The 15,842-nt window shown below is 65.1% G+C and carries 14 protein-coding genes, 1 pseudogene and 1 riboswitch; of the genes and pseudogenes, 13 read left to right on the top strand and 2 right to left on the bottom strand.

Annotation, left to right across the window (positions count from 1 at the left end; genetic code table 11):
- Positions 1–93: 93 nt before the first annotated feature.
- The 12 genes and pseudogenes from paaA to AB688_RS15045 all read left to right on the top strand — a co-directional run bounded on the left by paaA (position 94) and on the right by AB688_RS15045 (position 12,433).
- Positions 94–1,083 (top strand): 1,2-phenylacetyl-CoA epoxidase subunit PaaA, encoded by a 990-nt coding sequence (gene paaA / locus AB688_RS14990; RefSeq protein ID WP_054893413.1) that lies wholly within the window; start codon positions 94–96, stop codon positions 1,081–1,083.
- Between the two features lie 26 nt (positions 1,084–1,109).
- Positions 1,110–1,391, top strand: a complete 282-nt coding sequence (paaB, locus tag AB688_RS14995; RefSeq protein WP_004374528.1) for a 1,2-phenylacetyl-CoA epoxidase subunit PaaB — start codon at positions 1,110–1,112, stop codon at positions 1,389–1,391.
- Between the two features lie 8 nt (positions 1,392–1,399).
- Positions 1,400–2,158 carry a 1,2-phenylacetyl-CoA epoxidase subunit PaaC gene (gene paaC, locus AB688_RS15000; protein WP_063544949.1) on the top strand — a complete coding sequence of 253 codons (759 nt, stop codon included), beginning with the start codon at positions 1,400–1,402 and terminating at the stop codon, positions 2,156–2,158.
- Positions 2,145–2,678: a 1,2-phenylacetyl-CoA epoxidase subunit PaaD gene (gene paaD / locus AB688_RS15005; protein ID WP_063544950.1), complete on the top strand. Its 534-nt coding sequence runs from the start codon at positions 2,145–2,147 to the stop codon at positions 2,676–2,678. Before paaC ends, paaD begins: the two co-directional genes overlap by 14 nt.
- 15 nt (positions 2,679–2,693) lie before the next feature.
- A complete protein-coding gene (gene paaE, locus AB688_RS15010) occupies positions 2,694–3,770 on the top strand; it encodes a 1,2-phenylacetyl-CoA epoxidase subunit PaaE (protein ID WP_063544951.1) in 1,077 nt (358 codons plus the stop codon).
- Between the two features lie 287 nt (positions 3,771–4,057).
- Positions 4,058–4,366, top strand: coding sequence for a DUF485 domain-containing protein (locus AB688_RS15015; RefSeq protein WP_063544952.1), 309 nt, complete (start codon positions 4,058–4,060; stop codon positions 4,364–4,366).
- Positions 4,357–5,925, top strand: a pseudogene (locus AB688_RS15020) (cation acetate symporter); the annotation flags it as partial. The gene AB688_RS15015 and the pseudogene AB688_RS15020, both read left to right, overlap by 10 nt.
- Before the next feature lie 33 nt (positions 5,926–5,958).
- Entirely contained in the window at positions 5,959–7,191 is a 1,233-nt protein-coding gene (locus AB688_RS15025) for an OprD family porin (RefSeq protein WP_063544954.1), read from the top strand.
- Positions 7,192–7,215: 24 nt separating this feature from the next.
- On the top strand, positions 7,216–9,267 hold the full coding sequence (gene paaZ, locus AB688_RS15030; RefSeq protein ID WP_063544955.1) for a phenylacetic acid degradation bifunctional protein PaaZ: 2,052 nt from the start codon (positions 7,216–7,218) through the stop codon (positions 9,265–9,267).
- Positions 9,268–9,351: 84 nt separating this feature from the next.
- Positions 9,352–9,558, top strand: a riboswitch (cobalamin riboswitch).
- A 111-nt stretch (positions 9,559–9,669) separates the two neighbouring features.
- Positions 9,670–10,446, top strand: coding sequence for an ABC transporter ATP-binding protein (locus AB688_RS15035; RefSeq protein ID WP_063544956.1), 777 nt, complete (start codon positions 9,670–9,672; stop codon positions 10,444–10,446).
- Positions 10,443–11,411, top strand: coding sequence for an ABC transporter substrate-binding protein (locus AB688_RS15040; RefSeq protein WP_063544957.1), 969 nt, complete (start codon positions 10,443–10,445; stop codon positions 11,409–11,411). The genes AB688_RS15035 and AB688_RS15040 overlap by 4 nt, the downstream gene beginning before the upstream one ends.
- A complete protein-coding gene (locus AB688_RS15045; RefSeq protein WP_063544958.1) occupies positions 11,411–12,433 on the top strand; it encodes a FecCD family ABC transporter permease in 1,023 nt (340 codons plus the stop codon). The genes AB688_RS15040 and AB688_RS15045 overlap by 1 nt, the downstream gene beginning before the upstream one ends.
- A gap of 132 nt (positions 12,434–12,565) precedes the next feature.
- Here AB688_RS15045 and AB688_RS15050 read toward each other — a convergent pair whose 3' ends face one another.
- Together AB688_RS15050 and ptrR are read right to left on the bottom strand one after the other, a co-directional pair.
- A complete protein-coding gene (locus tag AB688_RS15050) occupies positions 12,566–13,087 on the bottom strand; it encodes an acyloxyacyl hydrolase (RefSeq protein ID WP_054890639.1) in 522 nt (173 codons plus the stop codon).
- A gap of 195 nt (positions 13,088–13,282) precedes the next feature.
- Positions 13,283–14,179 carry a putrescine utilization regulator PtrR gene (ptrR, locus tag AB688_RS15055; RefSeq protein ID WP_063544959.1) on the bottom strand — a complete coding sequence of 299 codons (897 nt, stop codon included), beginning with the start codon at positions 14,177–14,179 and terminating at the stop codon, positions 13,283–13,285.
- Between the two features lie 118 nt (positions 14,180–14,297).
- Here ptrR and AB688_RS15060 point away from each other — a divergent pair, with 118 nt between their 5' ends.
- Positions 14,298–15,683, top strand: a complete 1,386-nt coding sequence (locus AB688_RS15060; RefSeq protein WP_063544960.1) for an aldehyde dehydrogenase family protein — start codon at positions 14,298–14,300, stop codon at positions 15,681–15,683.
- The last annotated feature ends 159 nt before the right edge of the window (positions 15,684–15,842 follow it).

Genomic DNA, 15,842 nt, shown 5'->3' on the forward strand with positions numbered 1-15,842 from the left:
TTATCTGATACATGATTTTATGTTTGATGTTAGATCACGTATCGCTTATAAAAGACTCCATGCCCCAACCACCCCTGCGGCGGGAGTCCGAACATGTACGCACAGCTAGTCGAAACCGGCGTCAAACGTGTCAAGTCACTGGAAGAGATGTCGCCCGAAGAGCGCCACTTCCAGGAGAAGATCGACGCCGAGATCAAGATCGAACCGAAAAACTGGATGCCAGAGGCCTATCGCCAGACCCTGATCCGGCAGATCTCCCAGCACGCCCATTCGGAAATCGTCGGCATGCTTCCCGAGGGCAACTGGGTCACCCGCGCGCCGAGCCTCAAGCGCAAGCTGCAGTTGATGGCCAAGATCCAGGACGAAGCCGGCCATGGCCTGTACCTGTACAGCGCCATGGAAACCCTCGGCGCCGACCGCGACGAAGAGATCGCCAAGCTGCACAGCGGCAAGGCCAAGTACTCGAGCATCTTCAACTACCCGACCCTGAGCTGGGCCGACATGGGCGCGGTGGGCTGGCTGGTCGACGGCGCGGCGATCGTCAACCAGGTGGTACTGCAACGCACCTCCTACGGCCCCTACTCGCGCGCGATGATCCGTATCTGCAAGGAAGAAAGCTTCCATCAGCGCCAGGGCTACGAGCTGCTGCTGACCATGATGCGCCACGGCACCCAGGCGCAGAAGGACATGGTCCAGGATGCAATCAATCGCCTGTGGTGGCCGTCGCTGATGATGTTCGGCCCCAGCGACGAACACTCCCCCAACAGCGCCCAGTCGATGGCCTGGAAGATCAAGCGCCAGACCAACGACGAACTCCGCCAGCGCTTCATCGACCAGACCGTGCCGCAGCTCGAGCTGCTCGGTTGCACCGCCCCGGACCCGGAACTGAAGTGGAACGCCGACCGCGGTCACTACGACTTCGGTGAAATCCAGTGGGACGAATTCTACGAAGTGATCAAGGGCAACGGCCCCTGCAACCAGGAGCGGGTCGCCACCCGTCGCCAGGCCATCGAAGACGGGGCCTGGGTACGCGAGGCCGCCGTGGCCTATGCGCGCAAGCAACAGAACAAGAACGCCGCCTGAAGCGGCGACCGATGCGGAGATCGAACATGTCTGTCTGGACCCTCTACGAAGTATTCGTGCGCAGCAAGCACGGCCTGAACCACAAGCACGTGGGCAGCGTGCATGCCGCCGACGCGGCCATGGCCATCGAGAACGCCCGTGAGCTGTACACCCGGCGCAGCGAAGGCGTGAGCCTGTGGGTGGTGCCTTCGGCGCTGATCACCGCCTCCTCGCCTGATGAAAAAGACCCGCTGTTCGCCCCTTCGGACGACAAGGTCTACCGCCATGCCAGCTTCTACGAGCTGCCTGACGAAGTCGGACACATGTGAGGCCCGCCATGCACAACGACGATCTGATCCCCTACCTCTTGCTGCTCGGCGACAGCGCCCTGATCCAAGGCCAGCGCCTGTGTCAATGGTGTGGCCACGCTCCCGCACTGGAGGAAGAACTGGCCCTGATGAATGTCGGTCTCGACCTGGTCGGCCAGGCGCGCAACTGGCTGGAGTACGCCGCCGAACTGCTCGACGACGGCCGCGATGCCGACGCCCTGGCGTTTCGCCGCGACGAACGCGCCTTCCACAACCTGCTGCTGGTCGAGCAACCCAACGGCGACTTTGCCGTGACCATGGCCAAGCAGTTCCTCTACGACGCCTGGCACCTGGCGATGCTCCAAGGCCTGTGCGCCTCAAGCGATCCGCGCATCGCCGGCATCGCGGCCAAGGCGCTCAAGGAGGTCACCTACCACCTGCGCCGCTCCGGTGAATGGGTGCAGCGCCTGGGCGGCGGCACCGACGAAAGCCGTCGCCGCATGGTCGCGGCAATCCCGGCACTGTGGCGTTTCACCGTGGAGCTGAGCCAGGGCAGTGAAAGCGAGACGCGCCTGGCCGCCGCGGGTATTGCCGCTGACCCGACGCAAGTAGGGCAAGCCTGGCTCGCCCAGGTCAGCGCCATCTTCGCCTCGGTCGAGCTCCCGCAACCCACGCCCGCCAGTCATTTCTACCTGAGCGGTCGCAAGGGCTTGCACACCGAACACCTGGGCCTGCTGCTGGCCGAGATGCAGTTCCTGCCACGGGCCTACCCCGATGCGATCTGGTGAGCTGATCGCTGGCGACCGTGGCGCCCGCAGCCTGCGCGAGGGCGACCTGGCGCGGGCCTGGGCGGTGCTGGAGCAGGTCATGGACCCGGAAGTGCCGGTGGTCAGCGTGGTAGACCTGGGAATCGTGCGCGACCTGGACTGGCGCGCCGGCCATCTGCACCTGGTGGTGACCCCTACCTACTCCGGCTGCCCGGCCACCGAGGTGATCGAGGGGGATATCCGCCAGGCCCTGGAACAGGCCGGTTTTGCCCAGCCAGCGCTGGAACGCCGCCTGACCCCGGCCTGGAGCAGCGACTGGATCAGCGATCAAGGCCGCGAACGCTTGCGTGTCTATGGCATCGCCCCGCCCCAGGGCAATGCCAGCAAGCGCAGCCTGCTCGGCGAAGCCCCCAAGGTGTGCTGTCCGCAATGCGGCAGCGCCCACACCGAACTGCTCAGCCAGTTCGGCTCCACGGCCTGCAAGGCGCTTTATCGCTGCCGCGAGTGCCTGGAGCCGTTCGACTATTTCAAATGCATTTGAGCCGTGGAGACGACCATGAGCCAGTTTCACAGCCTGACCATCAAGCAAGTGCGTCACGAGACACGCGACGCCGTGTCGATCGCCTTCGACGTGCCCGCCCATCTGCAGGACGCGTTCCGCTTCACCCAGGGCCAGTACCTGGTGATGCGCACCTTTCTCGACGATGAGGAAGTGCGCCGCTCCTATTCGATTTGCAGTGCCGTGCAGGACGGCGAGCTGCGCGTGGCGGTCAAGCGCGTGCCTGGCGGACGCTTCTCGGCATTCGCCAACGATGTGCTCGCGGTCGGCCAGCAACTAGACGTGATGCCGCCCAGCGGCAGCTTCTTCGTTCCACTGCAAACCGAGCGCCATGGCCATTACCTGGGGGTCGCCGCCGGCAGCGGTATCACCCCGATCCTGTCGATCATCGCCACCACCCTGGCCTGCGAGCCCAACAGTCGCTTCACCCTGCTGTACGGCAACCGCGCCAGCAACAGCGCACTGTTTCGCGATCGCCTGGAAGACCTGAAGAACCGTTACCTGGACCGCCTGAACCTGATTTTCGTGTTCAGCCGCGAACAGCAGGATGTCGACCTGTACAACGGCCGAATCGATGCTGACAAGTGCGGCCAGTTGTTCTCTCGCTGGCTCGACGTGCAAGCCCTCGATGCCGCCTTTATCTGCGGGCCGCAGGCGATGACCGAAACCGTGCGCGCCAGCCTAGAAGACAACGGCATGCCGCGCGAACGCATCCATTTCGAGCTGTTTGCCGCCGCTGGCAACGAGGCTAGGCGCGAAGCCCGCGAGGCTCAGCGCCAGCTGGACTCGGCGCTGAGCCATATCACCGTGATCAGCGATGGCCGTGCCCTGGCCTTCGACCTGCCGCGCAACAGCCAGAACATTCTCGATGCCGGCAACGCCATTGGCGCCGAGCTGCCCTATTCGTGCAAGGCCGGCGTGTGCTCGACCTGCAAGTGCCGGGTGATCGAGGGCGAGGTGGAAATGGACAGCAACCATGCGCTGGAGGATTACGAGGTGGCGGCGGGGTATGTGCTGTCGTGCCAGACGTATCCGCTGAGCGACCGCGTGGTGCTGGATTTCGATCAACTTTGAGACCGCGGCGCCCTCATCGCGGGACAAGCCTGCTCCCACAGGGATTGGCTGGACTTTAAAGGGACAAGCTTGCTCCCACAGGGACTGGGCTGGACTTTAAAGGGACAAGCCTGCTCCCGCAGGGATTGGGCTGGACTTCAAATTTTGAGCAAGACCGTTGCTCCCACAAGACCCATGGTCACTGCTGTACCTGTGGGAGCGGGCTCGTCCCGCGATGAGGCCGCCAGCAACCCCGCAACACCCTGCGTGACCTGAAAAAACAATTACAAGACAGAGGACCGCTTCCCATGACACCCGAGCACATCGACTCCATCAGCAAGCACCCCGACTTCCAGCAACTGATCCGCCGCAAGCGCCGCCTCAACGGCAGCCTCACCCTGACCATGCTTGCCGCCTACTACGGCTTCGTGCTGCTGGTGGCCTTCGCCCCCGGCCTGCTCGGCCAGTCGCTCAATGGCGGCGTCACCAGCGTCGGCATGCTGGTGGGTGTGCTGATGGTGCTGCTGTCGTTCGCCCTGACCGGCATCTACATGCACCGCGCCAACCGCGTCATCGATCCACTCAACGACAAGGTTCGCCAGGAGTGCGCGCAATGAACTGGACTGCCATCTCGATGTTCATGGTGTTCGTCTGCTTCACCCTGCTGGTAACCCGCTGGGCCGCGGCCCGCACCCGCTCGACCAGTGACTTCTACACCGCAGGCGGTGGCCTCACTGGGATGCAGAATGGCCTGGCGATCGCCGGGGACATGATCAGCGCTGCGTCCTTCCTCGGCATCTCGGCGATGATGTTCATGAACGGCTACGACGGCCTGCTCTATGCCCTGGGCGTACTCGCCGGCTGGCCGATCATCCTGTTCCTGATTGCCGAGCGACTGCGCAACCTGGGCAAGTACACCTTCGCCGACGTGGTTTCCTACCGCCTGGCACAGGCCCCGGTACGCCTGAGCGCCGCGTTCGGCACGCTGACCGTCGCGCTGTTGTACCTGGTGGCGCAGATGGTCGGCGCCGGCAAGCTGATCGAGTTGCTGTTCGGTATCAGCTACCTCTACGCCGTCACCCTGGTGGGCGTACTGATGGTGCTGTACGTGACCTTCGGCGGCATGCTCGCCACCACCTGGGTGCAGATCATCAAGGCGGTGATGCTGTTGTCGGGCACCACCTTCATGGCGTTCATGGTGCTCAAGCATTTCGGCTTCAGCACCGAGGCGATGTTCGCCAGCGCCGTGGCAGTGCATGCCAAGGGCCAGGCGATCATGGCCCCCGGCGCACTGCTGTCCAATCCCATCGACGCCATCTCGCTGGGGCTGGGCATGATGTTCGGCACCGCCGGGCTGCCGCACATCCTCATGCGGTTCTTCACCGTCAGTGACGCCAAGGAAGCCCGCAAGAGCGTGTTCTACGCCACGGGTTTCATCGGCTACTTCTACCTGCTGCTGATCGTCATCGGTTTCGGCGCCATCGTCATGGTGGGGACCGAGCCGGCCTACCGCGACGCCAGCGGCGCGATCATCGGCGGCGGCAACATGGTCGCCGTGCACCTGGCCCAGGCCGTGGGCGGCAACCTGTTCCTGGGCTTCATCTCGGCAGTGGCCTTCGCCACGATTCTTGCCGTGGTCGCAGGCCTGGCGCTGTCCGGTGCCTCGGCGATCTCCCACGACCTCTATGCCTGCGTCGTGCGCAAGGGCCAGGCCAGCGAGCAGGAAGAAATGCGCATGTCGCGTATCGCCACCCTGCTGATCGGCCTGCTCGCGGTGCTGTTGGGGTTGCTGTTCGAATCGCAGAACATCGCCTTCCTCTCGGGCCTGGTGCTGGCCATTGCCGCCTCGGTCAACTTCCCGGTGCTGCTGCTCTCGATGTTCTGGAAAGGCCTGACCACCCGCGGCGCGGTAGCCGGCAGCATGGCTGGGCTGGTCTCGGCCATCGTGCTGGTGGTGCTGGGCCCGGCGGTGTGGGTCAACGTGCTGCACAACGAGCGCGCGCTGTTCCCCTACAGCAACCCGGCGCTGTTCTCCATGAGCCTGGCCTTCCTCGGTGCCTGGGCCTTCTCGGTCACCGACAGCTCGCAACGGGCCAGCGAAGAGCGTGGTCGCTACCTGGGCCAGTTCATTCGCTCCATGACCGGGATCGGCGCTGCCGGCGCCAGCAAGCACTGAACCCTTGAACCTCGAATGTCGGATATAACAACAATGAACCACACTCGTCTCAAGTCGGCCGCCTGGCTGGCCACCCTCGCCCTGCCCTTGCCGGCCATGGCGGATTTCATCGCTGACAGCCACGCCCGCGTCGAGCTGCGCAACCACTACATCAACCGCGACTTTCGCCAGTCCAATGCACCGCAAGCCAAGGCCGAGGAATGGGCCCAGGGTTTCACCGCGCGCTTCGAATCGGGCTTCAGCGAAGGCCCCATAGGCCTGGGCGTGGACGCCATGGGGCAACTGGGGATCAAGCTCGACTCCAGCCGCGACCGGCGCAACACCGGCCTGCTGCCCTTCGGCCCGCACAGCCTGGAGCCGGTGGACGACTACAGCGAGCTGGGGCTGACCGGCAAGCTGCGCGTATCGAAGAGCACCCTGCGCCTGGGCACCCTGCAGCCAATTCTGCCGGTGGTGGTGTACAACGACACCCGCCTGCTGTCATCGACCTTCCAGGGTGGCCTGCTGACCAGCCAGGAGATCGAGGGCCTGACCGTCAACGCCGGACGGCTGACCAAGGCCAACCTGCGCGACTCATCCGGGCGCGACGACATCGGCTACGGCGCGGCCAGTAGCGACCACTTCGACTTCGGCGGCGGCAGTTACGCGATCACCCCGCAGACCAGCGTCAGCTATTACTACGCCAAGCTCGACGAGATCTATCGCCAGCAATACCTGGGGCTGTTGCACACCCAGCCGCTGGGCGAAGGGATGAGCCTGCGCAGCGACTTGCGCTACTTCGACAGCCGCGGCGACGGCGCCGAACGCGCAGGCCGCATCGACAACCGCAACTTCAACGCCATGTTCACCCTGGGCGTGAAGGCCCACAAGTTCACCGCCACCTGGCAGCAGATGTCCGGCGACAGCGCGTTTCCGTTTCTCAACGGTGGCGACCCCTACACGGTCAACCTGGTCACCTACAACACCTTCACCCGCGCAGGTCTCGACTCCTGGCAAGTGCGCTACGACTACGACTTCGTCGCGATGGGCATTCCGGGCCTGAGCTTCATGACCCGCTACACCGACGGTCGCCACGCCGAAACCGCGACCCTCAGCAATGGCCGCGAACGCGAGCGCGACACCGACATCACCTACGTCATCCAGAGCGGCCCGTTCAAGGACGTCAGCCTGCGCTGGCGCAACGTCACCTTCCGTTCCGGCAATGGCCTGACCAACGCCGTGGACGAGAACCGCCTGATCATCGGCTACACCCTGGCGCTGTGGTAACCGCGCCCCTCAAAGGAGAACAGCATGTCTGAAGCCCACACCCTGCAGAGCTTCATCGCCGGTCGCTGGATCGGCCAGCACGGCGCCCAGGCCCTGCGCAGCGCCCTCGATGGGCAGGTCCTGGCCTACAGCCATGAGGAACGCCCGGACTTCGCCGAAGCGCTGGATTTCGGCCGCCGCCAGGGCCTCGCCGGGCTCATGGCCCTGGACTTTCAACAGCGCGCCGCCCGCCTGAAGGCCCTGGCGCTGTACCTGGCCGAGCGCAAGGAACAGCTCTACGCCCTCTCCCACCACAGCGGCGCGACCCGTGCCGACAGCTGGATCGACATCGAAGGCGGCAATGCCACGCTGTTTTCCTACTCCGGCATCGGCACCCGCGAGTTGCCCTCGGGCAACCTGCTGCACGAAGGCCCGGCGATCCCGCTGGGCAAGCAAGGGCGCTTCGCCGGCAGCCATATCCTGGTGCCACGGGCAGGTGTGGCAGTGCACATCAACGCCTTCAACTTCCCGATCTGGGGCATGCTGGAAAAGTTCGCACCGACTTTCCTCGCCGGCATGCCGTGCATCGTCAAGCCCGCGACCTCCACCAGCTACCTGACCGAAGCTGTGGTGCGCCTGATCGACGAATCAGGGCTGCTGCCGCCCGGTAGCCTGCAATTGGTGATCGGCAGCACCGGCGATTTGCTCGAGCGCCTGCAGGGCCAGGACCTGGTGACCTTCACCGGCTCCGCCGACACCGCAGCCAAGCTGCGCATGACACCGAACCTGGTGCGCAACTCAGTGCCCTTCACCGCTGAGGCCGACTCGCTGAACTGCGCCATCCTCGGGCCGGACGTAACCCCCGACGACGAGGAGTTCGACCTGTACGTCAAGGAAGTGGTGCGCGAGATGACCACCAAAGCAGGCCAGAAGTGCACGGCCATTCGCCGGGCCATCGTGCCGGCCAGGCACCTGGATGCCGTCGCCACCCGCCTGCGCGAGCGCCTGGCCAAGGTGGTGGTGGGCGATCCGTCGGTCGAAGGCGTGCGCATGGGCGCGCTGGCCTCCCATGACCAGCAGCGTGACGTCGGTGAGCGCGTGCGCAGCCTGCTGCAAAGCTGCGACCAGCTGTTCGGCGCCGACGACGGCTTCTCGCCGGTGGGCGAAGGTGTAACCGAAGGTGCGTTCTTTGCCCCGACCCTGCTGCACGCACGCGACCCACACGCCGAAGGCGGCGCCCACGATATCGAGGCGTTCGGCCCGGTCAGCACTTTGATGGCCTACGACGACCTGGACGAAGCCCTGGTCCTGGCCGCGCGTGGCAAGGGCAGCCTGGTGGCGACCCTGGTGACCCGCGACCGCGCCATCGCCGCCAAGGCCATTCCCGCGGCCGCCGCCTGGCACGGACGTTTGCTGGTGCTCGATCGCGAGGCCGCGCCGGAGTCCACCGGGCACGGCTCGCCGCTGCCACAGCTCAAGCACGGCGGCCCCGGGCGTGCGGGGGGCGGCGAAGAGCTCGGCGGCCTGCGGGCGGTCAAGCACTACCTGCAGCGTGCCGCGATCCAGGGCTCGCCAAGCATGCTGGCGGCGGTGACCGGCGAGCACGTGCGCGGCGCCGAAGTGATCGAGACCGAGGTGCACCCGTTCCGTCGCTACTTCGATGAACTGCGCATCGGCGAATCGCTGCTGACTCACCGACGTACCGTCACCGAGGCGGACCTGGTGAACTTCGGCTGCCTGTCGGGCGACCACTTCTACATGCATTTCGACGAAATCGCCGCCAAGCAGTCGCAGTTCGGCAAGCGCATCGCCCATGGCTACTTCGTGCTGTCAGCGGCGGCCGGGCTGTTCGTGTCGCCAGGTGAAGGGCCGGTACTGGCCAACTACGGGCTGGACACCCTGCGCTTCATCAACCCGGTGGGGATCGGTGACACGATCCAGGCGCGCCTGACCTGCAAGCGCAAGATCGACCAGGGCAAGACCAGCCCGTTGGGGCAGCCGCAAGGGGTGGTGGCCTGGGATGTGGAGGTGACCAACCAGCTCGGTGAACTGGTGGCCAGTTACGACATCCTGACGCTGGTGCTCAAGCGCAGCTGATCATTGCCGGCCTGAACGTGTCGGCCCTGGCGCGGGCGCCCCCCCGCGACAGGGCCGGTTGACTCCCCCTCCCATAAATGCTCAGATGCGCCCCTTGTTTCAGGTGTCCCCTGCCGCCGAGCCGGGGATTAAACGGGAAGCCGGTGCCTCGCCCATGCGAGCAGTCCGGCGCTGCCCCCGCAACGGTAAGCGAGCGATGCATTCGATACACCACTGTGCCAACGGCATGGGAAGGTGAATGCCTCATGCCCCTCGCAAGCCCGGAGACCGGCCTGTCACAGCAGTTGGCAACTCCCGCGGTGGGCGGGCGCAGGCCGGTTCTCGCGGCAGCCGCGCGCCCGCGACAGCTGCGCGCACCTCCACCGTTCGGGTTTCACTCACCCTGCGACGGTTGGTTCATCCATGTCATGCCCTACCCTGCATATCCAAGGCCTGCACTGGTCACCGCACAGCGGTGGGCAGCCGCTGCTGGAGGGCATCGACCTGCAGATCGGCGCCGGTGAATTCGTCGGCCTGATCGGCCCCAACGGCAGCGGCAAGACCAGTCTGCTGCGCTGCGCCTACCGCTTCAATCGCCCCTGCGCAGGCCAGGTGCACCTCGATGGCGAGGATATCTGGCAGCGCAACCCACGCTGGGTCGCCCAGCGCATCGCGGTGATGCTGCAGGAGTTCCCTGAAGACTTCGGCTTGAGCGTGCGTGACGTCGTTGCCATGGGCCGTACCCCGCACCTGGGCTGGTTCGACGGTGATGGCGACGCGAGTCTGATCGACGACACCCTGGCCAGGCTCGACCTGCTGCCGCGCGCCCTCGATGCCTTCATCTGCCTGTCGGGCGGAGAAAAACAGCGCGTGCTGCTGGCCCGAGCGCTGGTCCAGCAACCTCGGCTGCTGATCCTCGACGAACCGACCAATCACCTCGACCCACGCTTTCAGCTGGCGCTGCTGCAGCAACTGCGCAACACCGGCCTGAGCCTGCTGGCCAGCTTCCACGATCTGAACCTGGCCGCCGCCTTCTGCGATCGGCTGTACGTGATCGATGCCGGGCGCATCGTCGCCCACGGCACGCCAGGGCAGGTGCTCACCGAGCAGTGCCTGGCGGAGGTATTTGGCGTACAGGCACTGGTCGACCGCCACCCGCTGGCCTCCCATCCACGCATTACCTGGATCAGCCCCGCATGAAATCGCTGCTCACCAGCCTGGCCCTGCTGGCCGCCCTGCCGCTGGCCGCCGAGGCCGACAACTATCCACTGACCGTACGCAGTTGCGAACGCGACGTCACCTTCACCCATGCGCCGCAGCATGCCGTCAGCCACGATATCAATCTCACCGGTATGCTCCTCGCGCTCGGCCTGCGCGACCACATGGCCGGCTACAGCGGTATCAGCGGCTGGAAAACCCTCGACCCAAGCCTGCGCGAAGCACTCGAAGGGCTGCCAGAGCTGGCGCCGCGCTACGTGTCGGTAGAAAACCTGCTCGATGCCAACGCCGACTTCTTCCTCGCCGGCTGGAGCTACGGCATGCGAATCGGCGGGCCGGTCACCCCACAGACCCTCGCGCCCTTCGATATCCCGGTGTACGAACTGAGCGAGTCGTGTTCCTGGATCATGCCGCAACGCCAGGCCAGCCTCGACGACCTCTACCGCGACCTCGACAACCTTGGCCGCATCTTCGATGTGCGCGAGCGCGCCACCGCGCTGGTCAGCCAGTTGCGTCAACGCGTCGAGCGCGTTGCTACGCAGATGGCCGAGGTCAAGCAACGGCCGCGCGTATTCCTCTACGACAGTGGCGAAGATCGCCCCACCACCTCCGGGCGCCTCGGGATGCCGCAGGCGCTGATCAGCGCTGCGGGGGGCGATAACGTCATGAGCGATGTCGCCGCCAGCTGGACCCAGGTGAATTGGGAAAGCGTGGTGGAACGCGATCCGCAGGTGATCGTCATCGTCGACTATGGGCCCACCAGTTGGCAGCAGAAACGCGACTTCCTTCTACAGCACCCGGCACTGGGCAGTGTCGAGGCGATCCGCAAGCAGCGCTTCGTGGTGCTGTCGTACCTGGAGGTGACTCCGTCGGTGGAGAACGCCCAGGCCATCGAGACCCTGGCCACGGCCTTGCATCCGCAGCCGTTCGCCGAGGCCCGCCGCTGATGCCGATTCGCAGCCCTGCGGGCTATCGCCTGCTGATCGTTTCGCTGCTGCTGGCCTTGCTGCTGTCGTGCCTGCTGTCACTGGGGTTCGGCTCGGCGCAGGTCGAACTGGGCAAGGTCGTCGGCATTGTTTTGCAGCAGGTGGGGCTGGAGCAAGGCGGCGACTGGAGCCGCGGCCAGGCGCAGATCATCTGGCAGATCCGCGCGCCGCGCGTGCTGCTGGGAGCGCTGGTCGGTGCAGGGTTGGCACTGGTCGGCGGCGCTTTGCAGGCAGTGACCCGCAACCCGCTGGCTGATCCGCACTTGCTGGGGGTCAGCTCCGGGGCGGTGTTCGGCGCAGTGCTGATGGTGCTGTTTCTCGGCCCGTTCGCCGGGGCCTTCAGCCTGCCCCTGGCCGCGTTCATCGGCGCGTTGGGCAGCATGCTGCTGGTGCTCGGCGTGGCCAGTCGTGGTGGGCGCCTGGAAAGCGATCGCCTGCTGCTGGCCGGGGTGGCGGTGTCGTTCGTGGTGATGGCCGCCGCCAACCTGCTGCTCTACACCGGCGACCCGCATGCTGCCGCCTCGGTGATGTTCTGGATGCTCGGCGGCCTGGGCCTGGCACAGTGGTCGCTGCTGTGGCTGCCGACCGTTTGCGTGCTGGCGGGCTTCGTGCTGTTGATGAGCCTGGCGCGGGCGCTGAACGCGCTGATGAGTGGCGAGCAGACCGCTGTCAGCCTGGGCTTCGACACCCGGCGTGTGCGGGCCAAGGTGTTCGTCGGCACGGCGTTGCTGACCGGTGTGCTGGTGTCGCTGTCGGGCGCCATCGGTTTCGTCGGCCTGATGCTGCCCCACGTCGCTCGCCGCCTGGTGGGTGCCGAGCATCGCCGGCTGCTGCCGGCCTGTGCCTTGCTCGGGGCGCTGTTCATGATCTGGGTCGATGTTGGCGCACGCACGCTGATCGCCCCGCAGGATCTGCCGATCGGCATCGCCACGGCAGCCATCGGCGGGCTGTTCTTCATCCTCTTGCTACGGCGCAAGGCCTGAGATGAACGAGACCTGCGTACTGCTCGCCGGCCCTGACCTGGCAGAGGGCTCGTCAAGCACGCCTTTGGCCAGGGCTAGCACGGCGCGGCGTGATGCACCGTCGGACCGCTACCGACGGTGCACAGGCAGCGCTTAGAAGCCGGCGCTGTAGAACAGCGCGTACGACTCGATGCCGTCGTTCGGCTGCTTGATGCCGGCGTTGGAGTAATGCGTGGCGCGAATGCCAATCTTCTGCTGACCCGGCAGCTTCAGGCCGAAGCCGATGCGGTCTTCGAAGTTGACCGACGAGCCCAGCTTCTGATCACCGACGTCGGTCTTGGAGAAGGCGGCCAGGCCGATACCGGCCTCGATGAACGGGACGTAGCCCGAATCACCGAACTCATAGACGAATACCGGGCTGAACGACAAGGAGTGGGCGCCGCTGTAGTCGCCACCCTCCCAGTAGGTATAGGCGCCATCCCAGTAACCGGTCAGGTGACCGGTGCTGCTCTGCAGCCACTTCTTGTCCCAGTCGAACGACAGACCGATGCGATAGGTCATGTCGCCCTGGCTGGTGGCGCCCACGGCACCGGAGATTTGCGCGGCCTGGGCCAGGTTGGCGCCGGCCAGAGCCAGTACTGCGGCGGCCAGCGAGGTGGCAAGACGGGTTTTCATCAATGACTACTCCAGAAGGTCTTCACGGGCAGGTGCCCTGGTGGGTCGTGCCTGCAGCAAGTGGAGGCTTGGCCTCTCGTTCTTCGCTTGCGCCCCAGGCCATCCCACCTGGGGTCACAAGTAGTAATACTTTTCTGATTATCGTCAGCCGCGATGAAAGATGAAAGTCATTTGCCACTATTGCCTAAGAAAAAGTCAGAAAGTGTCTGTTTTGTCGCCCTGCATCCCTTCCCCGGCCTGCTCCTCCAGCAGGCGAATGAACATGCTCAGGCTGCGTGACACCGTACCGCGACGCCACACCAGCCAGGTCTTGAGGTAACGGAAATCCTCGGACAACGGCCAGGCGCTGACCGTACTGGCGCCGGGCATGCTGTCGAGCATGCTGCGGGGCATCAGTGCCAGGCCTGCACCGGCGCTGACACAGGCGAGCATGCCGTGGTACGACTCCATCTCGTGGATCTTGCCCGGGACGGCCTTGTCCTTGACGAACCAGCTCTCGAAATGATGCCGGTACGAGCAGTTGGCACGGAAGGCGTAGATGCTTTCGCCGTTGACATCCTGGGCGCGACTGACCGGGGCGTGGTTCAAGGGTGCGATGACCATCATCTCCTCCTCGAACACCGGCATGCCCTCAAGTGTCGGATGCAGCACCGGGCCGTCGACGAAGGCCGCCACCAGCCGCCCGGACAGCACCCCTTCGAGCATGGTCCCCGACGGGCCAGTGGAGAGGTCCAGATCGACCTTCGGATAACGCTGGTTATAGGCCGCCAGCACCGTAGGAATGCGCACCGCTGCGGTGCTCTCCAGCGAGCCGAGGGCAAAGGTGCCTTGCGGGTCTTCGCCGGCCACGGTCGAGCGCGCCTCCTGCACCAGCTCCAGGATGCGCCGGGTGTACTCCAGGAAGTTCCAGCCCGCCGGAGAGAGGCGCAGGCGACTCTTCTCGCGGATGAACAGCTCCACCCCCAGGTCTTCTTCGAGCTGCTTGATACGGGTGGTCAGGTTCGACGGCACCCGATGGATGTGTTGGGCGGCAGCGCTAATGCTGCCGTGTTCGGCCACGGCCTTGAACATCTCCAGTTGCACCAGGTCCACAGCCTTTCTCCATTCGTGAATGTTTCGCTCATTATTATTCAGTTTTCAGTAAAGGCGCACGCCATTAGTCTGGCCTTCAGTCGAATACGACACCGCCAAGACAACAAGAGGACCCGCCATGAGCGAGATCAGCAGCCTGACCCATGCCATTTCCGTCGACCCGTACAGCGGCGAACAGATTGGCGCCTACCCCTACGACACCGATGCCGCACTGGACGCAGCCCTGCAACGCGCCAAGGCCGGCTACGCCCAGTGGCGCCAGGTGTCGCTGGGTCAGCGCAGCGAATACCTGATCGCCCTGGCCAACGCACTGCAGGCCAATCATGAAGCCTTCGCGGTGATGATCACCCGCGAAATCGGCAAGCCGATCGCCCAGGCCCGTGGCGAAGTGACCAAGTGCATCGGCCTGTGTCAGTGGTACGCCGAACACGGCCCGGCCATGCTCGCTCCCGAGGCCACCCAGGTCGAGAAAGCGCGTATCGAATACCGCCCGCTGGGCCCTATCCTCGCGGTGATGCCGTGGAACTTCCCGATCTGGCAAGTGCTGCGTGGCGCCGTCCCCGCCCTGCTGGCCGGCAACACCTATGTGCTCAAGCACGCGCCGAACGTGATGGGCAGCGCCTACCTGCTGGCCGAGCTGTTCAAGCAGGCTGGCTTGCCGCAAGGCGTGTTCGAAGTGATCAACGTCACTCCGGATGGCGTCACCCGCGCGATCAATGACCCGCGCATCGCCGCCATTACCCTCACCGGCAGCGTGCGTGCCGGCATGGCCATCGGTGCCCAAGCGGGCGCAGCGCTGAAGAAGTGCGTGCTGGAACTGGGCGGTTCCGATCCGTTCATCGTGCTGGCCGATGCCGACCTCGATGCCGCCGTCAAGGCTGCAGTGATCGGCCGCTACCAGAACACCGGCCAAGTCTGCGCCGCGGCCAAACGCTTCATCGTGGAAGACAGCATCGTCGATGCCTTCACGCAGAAGTTCGTGGAAGCGACCCGCGCCCTGAAAATCGGCAACCCACTGCAGGACGACACGTACATCGGCCCGATGGCCCGCTTCGACCTGCGCGACGAGCTCGATGGCCAGGTTCAGGCAACCCTCGCCGAAGGCGCCACGTTGCTGCTGGGCGGCAAGAAGGTTGAAGGCAACGCCAACTTCTACGAACCGACCGTGTTCGCCAACGTGACCCGCGACATGACGGCCTTCAAGCAGGAGCTGTTCGGCCCGGTGGCGGCGATCATCAGCGCCCGTGACGCCGAGCACGCGGTGGAACTGGCCAACGACAGCGAGTTCGGCCTGGCGGCGACGATCTACACCGCCGACCTGGCAAAGGCAGAGCGCATGACCTCGGCGCTGGACACCGGCGGTGTGTTCATCAACGGCTACTGCGCCTCCGACCCTCGCGTAGCGTTCGGCGGCGTCAAGAAGAGCGGTTTCGGGCGTGAGCTGTCGCACTTTGGTGTGCGCGAGTTCTGTAACGTGCAGACGGTGTGGCTGGATCGTAACTGAGGCGAGTGCGCGTCGCTCTTTTCGCGGGCAAGCCCGCTCCCACCAAGGATCACACCAGAGCTTGTGGGAACGGGCTTGCCCGCGAAAGGGCCAGCACCCACACGGCAGATGCCTGATCATCTGCCACAAAAATGCACCCTTCCCCTGCAGATTTACCAA

This window comes from Pseudomonas putida, assembly GCF_001636055.1.
GTDB classification, from domain to species: Bacteria; Pseudomonadota; Gammaproteobacteria; order Pseudomonadales; family Pseudomonadaceae; genus Aquipseudomonas; species Aquipseudomonas machongensis.

Coding starts and splice junctions, on each gene's coding strand:
- paaA (WP_054893413.1), top strand. CDS start 94: ATGTACGCACAGCTAGTCGAAACCGGCGTCAAACGTGTCAAGTCACTG.
- AB688_RS15035 (WP_063544956.1), top strand. CDS start 9,670: ATGTCATGCCCTACCCTGCATATCCAAGGCCTGCACTGGTCACCGCAC.
- AB688_RS15040 (WP_063544957.1), top strand. CDS start 10,443: ATGAAATCGCTGCTCACCAGCCTGGCCCTGCTGGCCGCCCTGCCGCTG.
- paaZ (WP_063544955.1), top strand. CDS start 7,216: ATGTCTGAAGCCCACACCCTGCAGAGCTTCATCGCCGGTCGCTGGATC.
- paaD (WP_063544950.1), top strand. CDS start 2,145: ATGCGATCTGGTGAGCTGATCGCTGGCGACCGTGGCGCCCGCAGCCTG.
- AB688_RS15060 (WP_063544960.1), top strand. CDS start 14,298: ATGAGCGAGATCAGCAGCCTGACCCATGCCATTTCCGTCGACCCGTAC.
- paaB (WP_004374528.1), top strand. CDS start 1,110: ATGTCTGTCTGGACCCTCTACGAAGTATTCGTGCGCAGCAAGCACGGC.
- AB688_RS15050 (WP_054890639.1), bottom strand. CDS start 13,087: ATGAAAACCCGTCTTGCCACCTCGCTGGCCGCCGCAGTACTGGCTCTG.
- AB688_RS15045 (WP_063544958.1), top strand. CDS start 11,411: ATGCCGATTCGCAGCCCTGCGGGCTATCGCCTGCTGATCGTTTCGCTG.
- AB688_RS15015 (WP_063544952.1), top strand. CDS start 4,058: ATGACACCCGAGCACATCGACTCCATCAGCAAGCACCCCGACTTCCAG.
- AB688_RS15025 (WP_063544954.1), top strand. CDS start 5,959: ATGAACCACACTCGTCTCAAGTCGGCCGCCTGGCTGGCCACCCTCGCC.
- paaE (WP_063544951.1), top strand. CDS start 2,694: ATGAGCCAGTTTCACAGCCTGACCATCAAGCAAGTGCGTCACGAGACA.
- paaC (WP_063544949.1), top strand. CDS start 1,400: ATGCACAACGACGATCTGATCCCCTACCTCTTGCTGCTCGGCGACAGC.